We start from the raw sequence: 13557 nt of genomic DNA on the forward strand, positions 1-13557 counted from the left end.
CTCTTTGTATGAAAACTCCTTTGGCCAGAAGGCAACACTAAGCTAAGCCCTCCATCTTCTCATTTTTTTGGGGGCCAAGGATCATCTGTTAGCTAATTTATTACTTATTGATTATTAGGCAGACTTATCTTCTCTCAATTCTATGTTGTAGCCTTTCTTCTTTAGATATTGAATTATTTTTTGGTCTTTGTTTTGTTCTTTCTGCTGATAATAATCAGGGCCTAGTTCCTGATAGGGTTCTTTTGTTTTTAGAATGTTATAAGCAATTGTTAAAAGTAAATGAGCAGATGCGATACGAGCTTTGGCTTTCCCTTGTCGTTTCATAATTCTTTTTCGATGTGCAGAAATGCGGTTAACCTGTCTGTCTGTAGCGAATGAACACTCTACGGCAACCGTTCGGAGAGCTTTGTTTCCATWGGTCGTTTTACTTTTTTTTTAATCCCAGCACTCTCATAGTTTCCTGGACTTACACCAGCCCAAGACGCCAAACGCTTTGCTGATCCAAAAACCGACATGTCCACTCCCATTTCGGCTATAAAAATCGCGGCTGAGTCTTTATTCACGCCAGGTATCGTATCTAACAGTTCGCATTCCTCTCGATACGGAATGAGTACCTGATCAATCTGTTCGACTATTTTATCGATGGTCTGATCCAGGTAGGAGATATGTTCCCAATGAAAACGCAACATATCACAATGGTGTTTGCGGATACGTCCATTTAGCGCTTCGTAAATTTCTGTCAGGGAGGCCTTTACTCTTGGGTCCACCATTTGTTGAAGGGAGTGGAGTTCAATCTTTTCTCCGTTAATGAGAGCTTCAAGAATACGACAGCCGGTAACACCAAATAAATCTGAAAACACAGAGGTTAGCTTAATATTGGCGTCTTGAAGTATTTTGTGTATTCGATTGCGCTCGGCAGTACGAGAATTAATCAGCTTTTTTCGATACCGAGTTAAATCACGCAAATCACGAATATCCACTGGTGGTACAAAACTGCTTTCGATTAACCCTGATCGCAGTAATTTTGCCAGCCATTCGGCATCTTTAACATCTGTTTTCCTTCCTGGAACATTTTTAACATGCCGGGCATTGGCAAGCACCAGCCGCACACTATGTTCAAGTACATTCCAGACTGGCTTCCAATACACACCGGTGCTTTCCATGACGGCATCTGTTACTTCGTGTGAGGCTAACCAATCACTTAACGCCAGAAGACCTGATGTAGTGGTTGGAAAAGTTTGAATTTCTTTTTTAGGTCTCTTATCCAAAGGACCGAACAAAACACAAGCTACTACTGTTTCTTGGTGTACATCTAGGCCTGCACACCGCTCAATCATTGCTTCCATTTCAACGTCACCTCATAATAAATTACTAACAATACAAGCGACAGGCGAATTAATACAAAATTTTTGTATACGTACCACACACAGGCACAATAGATGGTTCTTCAAGTCTGTCACAACCAGTTTTTCGTACAGGGTATCTTCAATTAGAAGATCCACCAAAGAGTCTCCGGACTGGCAGTATTGTTAGGCTCATTATGGTCAGACAATTATAAAAGCAGACCTTTATATAGGGTAACGTCTATTTTGATGATAGATGGTGGCGGCGGGAAGCGCCGTCATGGGAGTTTTTCGTAAACTTTGTTATACAAGCGACAGGCGAATTAATACAAAATTTTTGTATACGTACCACACACAGGCACAATAGATGGTTCTTCAAGTCTGTCACAACCAGTTTTTCGTACAGGGTATCTTCAATTAGAAGATCCACCAAAGAGTCTCCGGACTGGCAGTATTGTTAGGCTCATTATGGTCAGACAATTATAAAAGCAGACCTTTATATAGGGTAACGTCTATTTTGATGATAGATGGTGGCGGCGGGAAGCGCCGTCATGGGAGTTTTTCGTAAACTTTGTTGCTATTTAACATTAAATGCGGAGATATCACCTTAAATCACCGAAAATAATGGGAAGAAAGAAAAGAGCTGCATCCTCTAATTAGAGAGGAAAACCTTAGTATCCGGGGAAAAATCCGGCTCTTGGGACTTTTCTGAAAGCTACAATACATGCGAAGACAGCCTTTTTGTATTGAGATTCTTTATTCCTTTAAGAGGGACTGTCCCTTTTAATACGGTGACGCAATGAAGTGTGCCCTTGGAAATTGGCTTGTTCTTATTCTAAAACCCTTCGAACTGAATATGAAAGTTATAAGGAAACTTCGAAGGGGATGGTTCCCATGAACATCGATGGTGTGTTTTCAGGCGGCGGAATCAAGGGGTTGGCACTAATTGGCGCTTACAAGGCTATCGAAGAAAAAGGCTTTAGATTTCAACGGGTTGCGGGGACGAGTGCCGGCGCAGTTATAGCCGGGTTCATTGCAGCCGGCTACAACAGTGACAGCCTGCTTAATATAATGGATGAAATTGATTTGCCAGATTTACTGGATAAAAATCCATTGCTTTCTTCATTGCCATTAGTCCGGTGGCTGAAAGTGTATTGGAAACTGGGGCTTTATAAAGGGGATGCTCTGGAGCAGTGGATAGAGGAAAAGTTAAGGGTCAGGGGAATATATACCTTTGCTGATCTGAGGCCGGGCGCGCTGAGGGTAGTGGCATCAGACCTGTCCAATGGCCGGCTGATGGTGCTGCCTGATGACCTGGAGAAATACGGTATTCCCAAAGAAACTTTTCCGGTAGCAAGGGCAATCAGAATGAGTGCGAGTCTGCCTTATTTTTTTGAACCGGTGAGGCTGAAATCACTGGATGGGTTAAGTATAGTCGTCGACGGAGGGGTCTTAAGCAATTTCCCGATGTGGCTCTTTGATAAAGAAAATACAAAGAAGGTAAGACCTGTCTTGGGGATCAAACTCAGTCATGATGCACAGGATAGACCGAAAAACGAAATCCACAATGCCATCGACATGTACGGAGCACTGTTTCAGACGATGAAGGACGCACATGACTCCAGATATATTTCCAGGAAGCATTCGGCAAATATCATTTTCATACCGACTGAAGGCGTGTTGACGACTGAGTTTGAGCTGACGGAAGAAAAGAAAAGAGAACTTGCCGGGTATGGATATAATCAGGCGAAAGAATTTCTGCGGATATGGAGTTACGGCTAAGAGAGAGGGAGACCATAGAGCGGTTGACATTGCTCAGAAGTAAGCTGATTTTTCCCCAAGAATTCATTTAATAAATAAAAAAATCGAGCTTAGAGAGAGGCTCGATTTTTTCTATTTTTTTTACCCTCAATCACTGTGAGGTTAGCCTGTGACTTTTTTCGGTATGACTTTTTGCGGAATGGGTTTGGAGCACTTGCTTTAACAGGTGCAGCTATTTTCTTATGATTATACCGCTTCTTGGATTGTCTTGCGGCCTTCAGGAAAGCTTTTTGATCCTTATTTTTTCCACTGCTTCCCCCGCCCATCATCACTTTCCGGAAAACAAAATAAATGATTCCCGCAATAGCTGCAAAAATGAGTATTCTTTGAAGAAGTGCAAGTGGATCTCCTATTAGCATGGAAACCAACCCGATTGATGCAAATAGAATAATAGCCCCTGCAATTAGCGTACGAGCACTCAAGAAGGTCACCTCCTTTGGAATTGGATATAAGCGCAGTAGTCCTTTACCTATATTTTAGACTATTTCTGTCCTTTTTAACCGTAATTCTGATTTGTTTTCCAGAAATTCTTTTCTCTGAACTATGGTTACATTAATAGAAAGAACTTCCATGAAAAGATAAAGGGGGAGTTTATTGTAAAAATAATATTTCATAGAAAAAATGAAGTAATGCAGGCTTAGTACAGATGGATTATCCAGTTTTCTCAAGTCAGATAGTGCTTGCTTATTTTTCAAAGTCCAGAAGGCATTAAAGTTCTTGAACTTGAAATTCACTCTATTTCCTTAATATCGGTATTAATGAAAAACTTTTAAGGAAATGGACATACTACCCAATGGAGGTGTTTATATGTCTGCAAGAGAACAAGAACCATCAAGTGATAAGAAGCTGGAACAGAATAAGCAGGAGAAACCATTATCATTTATTGGAATGGTGGTCACCACCGGGTTCGCCGGAGGGATTCTGTGGAGTCTGATATCTTACATCTGCTACATGTTCTCCTTTACTGAAATCGAACCTAATATCATTCTGGAACCATGGGCTGCGGGCGATTGGAAAGACAGCTGGCTTGGGATCGTCATTTCCATATTGGCATATGGCCTGATTTCCATTGGTGCAGCGCTGGTATACTATGCTGCTTTACGAAAACTTACATCCATGTGGGTGGGGGCGGGGTACGGCATAGCCCTGATGCTGGTTGTGTTTTTGGTATTGAACCCTCTGTTCCCGAGCATGAAAGGGTTGACAGATACCGATTATAACACGCTTATTACCGCAGCTTGCATTTATATCCTTTATGGTGTATTCATCGGTTATTCCATTTCTTATGAAGAGAATGAACTCCGCCATCAGCATGAAAAAGAAGATGCGGCAAGTCATTAGAGTTCAGACATTGTAGTAGGTTTGTCAATTAGTTTGTGTTAGAATGTTCATGTTGAACATTCTATTTTTATGGGTGAATACATATGGATAAAATTCTTCTGCTAAATGGTCCGAATCTGAACCGTTTAGGGAAAAGGGAACCAGAAATTTATGGAACCACCACGCTCGGGGAGCTTGTAGGCAAGATGAAGAAAGCTGCCTTGGCGGCCGGATATGAACTGACAGCGGAACAATCGAATCATGAAGGGGTACTTATTGATTTCATCCATATGGCTGAAGATGCAGGATATACCGGTATAATTTTTAATCCCGGCGCCTTCACTCATTATAGTTATGCAATCAGAGATGCCATAGCCGGAATAGATGTCCCTGTGATCGAAGTTCATATTTCAAATGTTCATAAACGGGAAACCTTCAGGCACAAATCTGTTCTTGCAGAAGTGACGGCCGGCCAGATTGTCGGGCTGGGTCTGCTTGGATATGAACTGGCCCTGCAGGCTCTTGTAAAAACATAAGGGAGATGAAGAGGTTGAGTAAAATTGATAAATTAAGAGAGAAATTTTCTGAAAACAATATTGATGGTATACTGATTACCAGTACATACAACCGCCGTTATATGACCGGATTCACTGGTTCATCAGGTGTGGCGCTTATTACGGCTGACAGCGCGGTTTTCATTACAGACTTCCGCTATACAGAACAGGCCGCTGAACAGGCGCAAGGGTTTGAAATCGTTCAGCATAAAGGACCGATTCCTAACGAAGTGGCAGCACAGGCAGAGAAACTGGGCATAGAGAAACTTGGATTTGAAAAAAATTACCTTACCTATTCTGCTTTTGAAAGCTACCGCAGCAAAGTTGGTGCTGAGCTGGTCCCTGTAAGCGGTCTGATTGAAGATATCCGTTTAGTCAAAACGGAAGCAGAAATGGCAATCATCAAGGATGCTGCTGATATCGCTGATGCTGCATTCAAACATATCCTTGATTTCATTGCTCCTGGGAAAACGGAACTCGAGGTATCCAATGAGCTCGAATTCTTCATGAGAAGAGCAGGGGCGGCTTCATCTTCTTTTGATATCATCGTCGCTTCAGGTCTGCGTTCTGCGCTTCCTCATGGTGTTGCGAGCGATAAAGTCATCGAAAAAGGCGATTTCATCACATTGGATTATGGTGCCTACTATAAAGGATACTGTTCAGATATGACTAGAACGGTTGCTGTCGGGGAGCCATCAGAAAAACTGAAAGAAATCTATGATGTTGTCCTTCAATCACAGCTGAAAGCAATGGATGGGATCAAGCCGGGTATGACTGGTGCTCAGGCAGATGCAATTGCAAGGGATTACATTAAAGAAAAAGGCTACGGTGAAAATTTTGGCCACTCACTTGGTCACGGCATCGGCCTTGAAGTTCATGAAGGACCGGGACTATCCCACCTTTCTGAAACAGTATTAAAGCCTGGCATGATTGTAACAGTTGAGCCGGGAATCTATGTCCAAGGTGTCGGCGGCGTTCGTATCGAGGATGATACAGTCATCACCGAAAATGGCAACGAAACACTTACACACTCAACAAAAGATTTGATCATTCTTTAATAAAATTTTTGCGGCAAGAACAGAATATGGCATAATGAACATGCAGTAAATAGTCATTCTTCGGCTATTCAAATATTAGGAGGAACACTCATGATTTCAGTAAATGATTTTCGTACAGGTCTTACAATCGAAGTAGATAACGGAATTTGGCGCGTAATGGACTTTCAGCACGTTAAACCGGGTAAGGGAGCAGCGTTTGTACGCTCTAAATTAAGAAACCTTCGCAATGGTGCGATCCAGGAAAAAACATTCCGTGCAGGTGAAAAAGTAGCGAAGGCACAAATTGACAACCGCAGAATGCAATATCTTTATGCAAATGGGGATATGCATGTATTCATGGATACAGATTCCTATGAGCAAATCGAATTGACTGCTTCAGCGATTGAATATGAATTGAAATTCTTAAAAGAAAACATGGAAGTTCAAATCATGATGTATCAAGGTGAGACACTGGGTGTTGAGCTGCCAAACACAGTTTCATTGACTGTAACGGAGACAGAGCCGGGCATCAAAGGAGATACGGCTACTGGCGGATCCAAGCCGGCAACCGTAGAAACGGGCTTGACTGTAAACGTACCTTTCTTCGTCAATGAAGGAGACACTCTCATCATCAATACAACGGACGGTTCATACGTTTCCCGCGGGTAATATTGATTGATCAAAAAGCTGGAGGGCTTAGCCCTCCAGCTTTTTTTGTTAGATAAGAGAGTATGCCGTTCCTGCATTTGTAATTAAGCAAGTTTTAGGGAGCCGTCTTCAGCACCAGAGGTCCGTCCTTACTGTGAGGAATCAGCCCCTCATATCCTCATTTGTATCTTAAAGGAAAACACGGCCCTCACAACCGTAGTTACTGCTCTTATACCTGTCTTAATGAATGTCCGCCACGACAAAAAGCAGTTTCACCTCATACAGATCTCAACGAAAATCAATTTCTCCAGACTGAAGCCGCCTCAACATTATACACATCTCAGTGATAATGCCTCTCTCCCAACCGAAGCAGTCCCACCTTCATACACATCTCGACGAAAATGCCTCTCTAAATACCGAAGCCACCCGAACTTCCTACAGATCTCAATGAGAACCCATCGTTCCTGACCGAAGTAATCCCGATAACTTACACATCTCAACGGAAATTCCTCTCTCCTGGCCGAAGTAGCTCCCTCTTCATACATGTCTAAGTGGGAATGAGCACTCTCCAGCCGTGGAGGGATATTTTCCCTCGCCCTTTAAAGGGGTACTTGCACTTTTTTAAGTAATAATCTACTGCTTTAAAGCACGAAAAGGGACTGTCCCTCTCCGCGCTTTAAAGCGCCGAAGCACAGTTTCTTTTAGTTTCTCTACAATAATAAAGTCATAATCTCCTGATCTCCGAATACATTTTAATAACAAAAGGCATGTACTACAAATTTCAGAATTGTACTTACAGCAAAATAAGGAGGAGGGAATATGGAAGAGGTCCTATCAATAGTTCCATCCATTATCGCAGAAAAAATCATTAGCATGCCATCCCATATTCAGCCGCTGATTGAAGAAATAAGAATAAGGATTGACCGTCCGCTGGAAGTGACAGCCAGGGGCATACCTTATTTTCTTCCCTATGTCGTAACAAGGAAAGATGGAGAGCAGTTAATCAATAAGCTGGCGAACCATTCGTTTTATACATTGGAAGAAGAGTTGAAAAGGGGTTATATCACGATAGAGGGCGGCCACCGGGTGGGACTTGCCGGAAAAGTGATTCTTGATGGAGGAAAAGTGAAAGCAATCAGGCATCTTGCCTCTTTTAATATAAGGATTGCCAGGGAAGCCATCGGAATTGCTGCTCCATTGATTCCATGCCTGTATGACGGGGGGTGGAAGCACACTATGATTATCGGGGCCCCACAGAGCGGGAAAACGACCATGTTGAGGGATATCGCTAGAATTGTCTCAACAGGCTTTTCAGAGAACAATATTGGGCCCTGTAAAGTTGGAATCGTAGATGAACGTTCCGAAATTGCTGGGTGCGTGCATGGAGTGCCGCAGCTTCAATTTGGGCCGCGAGTGGATGTGCTCGATGCCTGTCCTAAAGCAGAAGGGATGATGATGCTGATCCGATCGATGAGCCCTGAGGTCATAGTTGTGGATGAAATCGGACGCCAGGAAGATGGCCAAGCCATCCTGGAAGCCGTTAATGCCGGTATATCCCTGATAATGACAACCCATGGCCATTCGTTAGAGGAGATTTCCAAGCGTCCGAACCTTAAGGAAATTGTGGAGATGAATGTGATAGACAGATATATAGAATTGGCCAGAGGAGACCACCCAGGCCAGATAAAGGATATCAAAAATCAAGCGGGATATTCGCTTTTGAGCAAAGTGAGCGTGACATAAATGATCAAGATCATCGGTGCTGTGTTTATTATCCTCTCGACGTCCTGGGCGGGATTTGAAGCTTCAAGATATCTGAGTGAACGGCCAAGGCAATTAAGGATACTGAAGTCAGCTCTTCAATCGCTGGAAGCGGAAATCATGTATGGACATACTCCTCTTCATGAAGCTGCACGCAAACTCTCGAAGCAGCTTCAGCGTCCGGTTGCCTGGTTTTTTGAAGTGTTTGCTGAAAAGATTACCACCCAGGAAACAACTGTCCATGAAGCTTGGGAGGCCAGTCTGAAAGAAGTTTGGAAGTTGACGGCATTTAAGTCCAGGGAGTATGAGATCCTCAGTCAGTTCGGAGAGAGCCTGGGGAAACATGACCGATTAACACAGCAAAAGCATATTGTATTGACACTGACCCATTTGGAAAGAGAAGAAACAGAAGCACTGGATAAGCAAAAAAGATATGAAAAAATGACGAAAAGTTTAGGGTTTCTTTCAGGCCTGCTTCTCATCATTTTATTGCTGTAGTGATCAGGAGGAGAAAAGATGGGAATTGACGTAGATATGATTTTCAAAATTGCCGGAGTTGGAATAGTGGTGGCTTTTCTTCATACCATTCTCGATCAGGTCGGAAAGAAGGAATACGCCCAATGGGTCACGCTGTTTGGTTTTATTTACATTTTATTCATGGTGGCATCTGTTGTAGATGACTTGTTCCAAAAAATAAAATCAGTATTTCTATTTCAAGGGTGAGAGGGGGAACAGGCCATTGAAATCATACAAGTAGTGGGAATAGCGCTGGTATCCACTTTCCTCGCCTTAATTATTAAAGAACAAAAGCCTAACTTTGCCTTTCTGCTCGTCGTTTTTGTAGGCTGTGCCATCTTCCTCTTCCTGGTCGATCAGATTTACGAAATCATCCGTATGATTGAGAAGCTGGCAGCCAACGCGAACGTAAATATGATATACGTTGAAACCATCTTGAAAATCATTGGGATTGCTTATATAGCGGAGTTTGCATCACATATTACAAAAGATGCGGGACAGGGAGCGCTCGCGGCAAAGGTGGAATTGGCAGGGAAAATACTTATTTTAGCAATGGCGGTGCCAATCCTGACTGTCATCATCGAAACTATCATCAATATGATTCCTGCCAGTTAAGGATAAAGGAACTGCCTTCAGAGGTGAAAAGATGCGTCGATTATTGAAAATTATATGTTGTACTCTACTTTTTTTTATTCTTGGAACAGTCACTGCTGCAGCTGAAGGAGAAGACGCAGAACAGAATACACCAATGGGAGAAAAGTTATTGGAAGAGCAATTGGAAAGACTGGAAATGGATGAATTGAAAGTGTATTGGGAAGATGTGATGACCCAATATGGCGGCTTTTTGCCAGAAAGCCAAAAAGGCAGTCTGGTCGACTTTATTAAAGGGGACAAGCAGTTCTCATTCAAAGCGTGGTTTTCCGGAATCCTCCATTTTGCGTTCCAGGAGTTGATCATGAATGGGAAGCTTCTAGGGACCTTGATATTGCTGACCATTTTCAGTATGTTTCTGCAATCTCTGCAAAATGCTTTTGAAGGGGGCAATGTCAGCAAAGTCGCCTATGCAATAGTTTTTATGGTCTTGATCATCATTGCCCTCAACAGCTTTCATGTCGCAATTGATTACACCAAAGAAGCGATCGGAACGATGACTAATTTCATTATAGCGCTTATTCCATTGCTGCTGGCGCTCATTGCTTCTTCAGGTGGTCTGATATCAGCAGCGTTTTTCCATCCCCTCATCATTTTCCTGATGAATACAAGCGGCCTTCTTATACAGAATATCGTGCTTCCGCTGTTATTTTTATCAGCATTACTTAGCATCGTCAGTACATTGTCGCCGCAATATAAGGTAACCCAGCTGGCAAACCTTTTGAGAAACTGGAGCATTGGGCTTCTCGGGATTTTCATGACTGTTTTCCTTGGTGTCATTTCTGTTCAAGGAGCCACGGCAGCAGTAACAGATGGGATCACTGTCAGGACAGCCAAGTTTGTAACCGGTAATTTCGTACCAGTAATCGGAAGAATGTTTACAGATGCAGCCGACACTGTTATCAGTGCCTCTGTCCTGCTGAAGAACACCGTCGGAATCGCCGGGGTGGCCATCCTCTTGATGATTGCCGCCTTCCCTGCAATAAAAATCCTGATGATTGCTCTGATCTATAAGCTTGCAGCCGCCTTACTGCAGCCTTTAGGAGGAGGACCGGTCATCACGTGCCTGGACACGATCAGCAAGAGCGTCATTTATGTATTTGCGGCACTGGCAATTGTTTCGTTTATGTTTTTCCTCAGCATCACCATCATGATTGCTGCAGGAAATATCACTCTGATGGTCAGGTAAGGAGGGGGAAAATGTCATTTTTAACAGAGTGGATCACCAATATCATTGTTTTTATCTTATTGGCTAGTGTGGTCGATATGCTCCTCCCTAGTTCCAATATGCAGAAATACACGAAGGTTGTCACTGGGCTTCTTCTGATCACCATAATCCTGACTCCGCTCATGAAATTATTCAGTGCTGATTTTGAAGAAACCATTGGTGCCATCAATTTGGAAGGACCAATCAAGACGGCTTCAGTAGAAAATTCAGTAGAAATGAAGAAAAAAGAAATACAAGCCTCACAACGTGCATATATTTTAGAACAGATGGCTGTCCAAATGAAAAAAGATGTAGAAGAGGAGATGATGAACCAATATGATTTAACGGTTACGCATATCCAGCTGGAAGCGGAGGATCTCGAAAACCTGCCGGAAAGCATCTTGTCTGTATCCATTCACTTGGATACCTCCAAAGAAGAAGCAGTCACAGCAATTAAAACAGTAGAAATTGATACTTCCAAAAGTGTTCCAAAAGACGAAAGCAGCGACGGAATCCAAAGCATGCTTTCAGAAAAATGGAATATACCAGAAGACAAACTAGTGATCATGATTGAAGGAGGTGCAGAAACCAAAAATGAAATTTGATCGAGATCCGCTCCAATTCTTGAAAAATTTATTCTCAAAAGAATCAGAAGAGAAGGCAGAGCCCGGAAAGAAGCCGGGAAAGTACCAATACTTCTTAATTGTCCTTCTGTTTGGGGTCGCGATCATGCTCATCAGTGATATGTGGGGAGGCGGCGAACAAGAGGCATCAATGGTAATGGAGACTGGTACTCAACCTGAAGAGGATGTGCCGGCCTTTGGAAAAAAGGACTCTAAGGATTCCGTCATGGAACAATACGAAGACCGGTACGAAAACCAGCTGAGGGAAGCTCTTGAAGAAATTGCGGGAGTTAGTGATCCTACCATTGTCATCAATGTCGAGTCGACAGAGCGAAAGGTATATGAAAAGAATTCTTCTTCCCAGACGCAGTTGACGAAAGAAACAGACAGGGAAGGCGGCAATAGATCCATTGAAGATAAATCTTCGGATGATCAACTGGTCATCATTAGAAACGGAGATACTGAAGTTCCTGTCATTCTGGAGACAAAGAAACCTAAAATCAGCGGCGTTCTTGTAGTAGCCAAGGGTGCTGATAATATACAAGTGAAAAAATGGATCATTGAATCTGTGACTAGGGTGCTTGATGTTCCCAGCCACCGGGTAGCAGTAATGCCTAAAAATTAAGGGGGAAATTAAATATGTTATTGAAAAAGCAAACAGTATGGTTATTGACAATGTTGAGCCTTGTGATCGTTCTATCAGTCTATTACATTACTTCTCCGACACAGCAGGCAGCCGATATGGCCTCAAGTGAAGAAGGAACTCCGGCTCAAAGTGAAGAAACATCTGCAGGCAATGAAGAAACAGCTGCTGAAGGTGAAGTGGATGTCGTTACAGAAGCAGCCGGTGATGAAGTCTTTGAAACTCTTCGTATGGAGTTCCTAGATCAGCGTTCCAAGAGCAGAGAAGAATTGGAAACAAAGGTAGCATCAGCTGACCTGTCAATCGATGAAAAAAATGAGGCAATTGAGCAAATGGATCAACTTAAAGAACTTGCCGAAACTGAAACTGTCTTGGAAACGTTGATTAAATCTATGGGCTTTGAAGATGCATTGGTAAGAGCAGACGGGGAACAAGTCCGCATCACTGTTAAAGCGAAAGAACACTCTGCTGCAGATGCCAATAAAATCATCCGATTGGTGAATGATGAACTTGGCGGACCCATGCAAAAAGTGGCTGTTCAATTCCAGCCAGCAAACTAATAAGACCAGAGCCGGCGCCTTCAGAGGCGGCGGCTTCTTTTTATGGGGCTGCATTAAGGTTAGACCGCATGAAAAGGGGATGATTTATATTGGAACCTCATTGCCCGCTAGTGACACAGTAAATCGTCTCTCTGCAGCAAGGCTAGGGAGGATCTTTTCATAGTATTTCGGAACATCATAGACATAATTAAGCGGACTAATCAGGTAAGAAACTATAAAACCGACTAATCAGATAAGCAACTATAAAACCAACTCTTTAATAGAGTAACAAGCGGTAAACATTAAGGGAATATTTCACCGTTAAACAAATATTTCCTTCTCAATTCACACTAAATAGAGGAAGGTTTTTCCCTTATAAAAAGAAAAGTATCTATTTTTCAAGGTTTTTAGTCAAATAAGAGAAATTTTTCCTCTATTTGAGCTATTTTCACGGTTATTATGGAAATAAGGGAAACTTGTTCCTCTAACCGAGAAACGGGGAGTGCATGAAAAGTTGCCCGCTGGTTCCGCATGAGTCCGCATCCCTTCCTCTCCAACCAATCCTTCGATAGAGATAGAACCTAAATTTAATGAAGTTAAACATTGTACCTCAGCAAACAAATCTTGTAATATCAATGTCCAGTCCTCTTTATGCAGAATTAAGCTACCCTTTGACTTCCATTCCCCTGCCTCAAATAAATTTTTGAAAACTAACGCCATAATGGAACGGAAATCTCCTGTTCAGCAGGAATTACTGATTAGGGAAAAAAGTTCCGAGTTGAGTGGGGATATACGGGACTTGAGATTTCCAAGAGAGCGATAGTTTATAAAAAACTTTCTTTAAAGACTTTTTAACCAGAAAAGCGAGAAAACCTATTTGCACTCGAGATCTCC

The 13557-nt window shown here is 42.6% G+C and carries 17 protein-coding genes; 13 read left to right on the top strand and 4 right to left on the bottom strand.

Annotation, left to right across the window (positions count from 1 at the left end):
• Window positions 1-114: 114 nt before the first annotated feature.
• Complete coding sequence (locus tag FZC79_RS23560; RefSeq protein ID WP_148946797.1) at window positions 115-324, bottom strand: hypothetical protein; 210 nt, start codon at window positions 322-324, stop codon at window positions 115-117.
• Window positions 325-383: 59 nt separating this feature from the next.
• A complete protein-coding gene (locus FZC79_RS05300; protein WP_252183258.1) occupies window positions 384-1346 on the bottom strand; it encodes an IS110 family transposase in 963 nt (320 codons plus the stop codon).
• Between the two features lie 891 nt (window positions 1347-2237).
• Between FZC79_RS05300 and FZC79_RS05305 the strand changes: the two genes are divergently transcribed.
• On the top strand, window positions 2238-3125 hold the full coding sequence (locus FZC79_RS05305; protein ID WP_148945808.1) for a patatin-like phospholipase family protein: 888 nt from the start codon (window positions 2238-2240) through the stop codon (window positions 3123-3125).
• Between the two features lie 89 nt (window positions 3126-3214).
• Here the strand turns inward: FZC79_RS05305 and FZC79_RS05310 are convergent, their stop codons facing one another.
• A complete protein-coding gene (locus tag FZC79_RS05310) occupies window positions 3215-3586 on the bottom strand; it encodes an SA1362 family protein (protein WP_148945809.1) in 372 nt (123 codons plus the stop codon).
• A 385-nt stretch (window positions 3587-3971) separates the two neighbouring features.
• Between FZC79_RS05310 and FZC79_RS05315 the strand changes: the two genes are divergently transcribed.
• The 12 genes from FZC79_RS05315 to FZC79_RS05370 all read left to right on the top strand — a co-directional run bounded on the left by FZC79_RS05315 (window position 3972) and on the right by FZC79_RS05370 (window position 12684).
• Window positions 3972-4505 carry a YqhR family membrane protein gene (locus FZC79_RS05315; RefSeq protein WP_148945810.1) on the top strand — a complete coding sequence of 178 codons (534 nt, stop codon included), beginning with the start codon at window positions 3972-3974 and terminating at the stop codon, window positions 4503-4505.
• An 83-nt stretch (window positions 4506-4588) separates the two neighbouring features.
• A complete protein-coding gene (gene aroQ / locus FZC79_RS05320) occupies window positions 4589-5020 on the top strand; it encodes a type II 3-dehydroquinate dehydratase (RefSeq protein WP_148945811.1) in 432 nt (143 codons plus the stop codon).
• A 14-nt stretch (window positions 5021-5034) separates the two neighbouring features.
• A complete protein-coding gene (locus tag FZC79_RS05325) occupies window positions 5035-6096 on the top strand; it encodes a M24 family metallopeptidase (protein ID WP_148945812.1) in 1062 nt (353 codons plus the stop codon).
• A gap of 90 nt (window positions 6097-6186) precedes the next feature.
• Window positions 6187-6744 carry an elongation factor P gene (gene efp, locus FZC79_RS05330; RefSeq protein ID WP_148938765.1) on the top strand — a complete coding sequence of 186 codons (558 nt, stop codon included), beginning with the start codon at window positions 6187-6189 and terminating at the stop codon, window positions 6742-6744.
• Between the two features lie 798 nt (window positions 6745-7542).
• Window positions 7543-8466 carry a stage III sporulation protein AA gene (gene spoIIIAA / locus FZC79_RS05335; RefSeq protein WP_148945813.1) on the top strand — a complete coding sequence of 308 codons (924 nt, stop codon included), beginning with the start codon at window positions 7543-7545 and terminating at the stop codon, window positions 8464-8466.
• Window positions 8467-8982 (top strand): stage III sporulation protein SpoIIIAB, encoded by a 516-nt coding sequence (gene spoIIIAB, locus FZC79_RS05340; RefSeq protein ID WP_148945814.1) that lies wholly within the window; start codon window positions 8467-8469, stop codon window positions 8980-8982.
• Between the two features lie 18 nt (window positions 8983-9000).
• Window positions 9001-9207 (top strand): stage III sporulation protein AC, encoded by a 207-nt coding sequence (gene spoIIIAC / locus FZC79_RS05345; RefSeq protein WP_113930880.1) that lies wholly within the window; start codon window positions 9001-9003, stop codon window positions 9205-9207.
• A gap of 15 nt (window positions 9208-9222) precedes the next feature.
• On the top strand, window positions 9223-9615 hold the full coding sequence (spoIIIAD, locus tag FZC79_RS05350) for a stage III sporulation protein AD (RefSeq protein WP_187442673.1): 393 nt from the start codon (window positions 9223-9225) through the stop codon (window positions 9613-9615).
• Between the two features lie 31 nt (window positions 9616-9646).
• Window positions 9647-10840 (top strand): stage III sporulation protein AE, encoded by a 1194-nt coding sequence (gene spoIIIAE, locus FZC79_RS05355; protein ID WP_148945815.1) that lies wholly within the window; start codon window positions 9647-9649, stop codon window positions 10838-10840.
• An 11-nt stretch (window positions 10841-10851) separates the two neighbouring features.
• Window positions 10852-11463, top strand: coding sequence for a stage III sporulation protein AF (gene spoIIIAF / locus FZC79_RS05360; RefSeq protein WP_148945816.1), 612 nt, complete (start codon window positions 10852-10854; stop codon window positions 11461-11463).
• Window positions 11453-12106, top strand: a complete 654-nt coding sequence (gene spoIIIAG / locus FZC79_RS05365) for a stage III sporulation protein AG (RefSeq protein WP_148945817.1) — start codon at window positions 11453-11455, stop codon at window positions 12104-12106. Before spoIIIAF ends, spoIIIAG begins: the two co-directional genes overlap by 11 nt.
• A gap of 14 nt (window positions 12107-12120) precedes the next feature.
• Entirely contained in the window at window positions 12121-12684 is a 564-nt protein-coding gene (locus FZC79_RS05370; protein WP_148945818.1) for a SpoIIIAH-like family protein, read from the top strand.
• A 390-nt stretch (window positions 12685-13074) separates the two neighbouring features.
• On the opposite strand, the gene FZC79_RS05375 is transcribed toward FZC79_RS05370, so the two are convergent.
• On the bottom strand, window positions 13075-13383 hold the full coding sequence (locus FZC79_RS05375; RefSeq protein WP_148945819.1) for a hypothetical protein: 309 nt from the start codon (window positions 13381-13383) through the stop codon (window positions 13075-13077).
• Between the last annotated feature and the right edge of the window lie 174 nt (window positions 13384-13557).

The sequence above is a fragment of the Rossellomorea vietnamensis genome (assembly GCF_008180615.1).
In the GTDB taxonomy this organism is placed as follows: domain Bacteria; phylum Bacillota; class Bacilli; order Bacillales; family Bacillaceae_B; genus Rossellomorea; species Rossellomorea vietnamensis_D.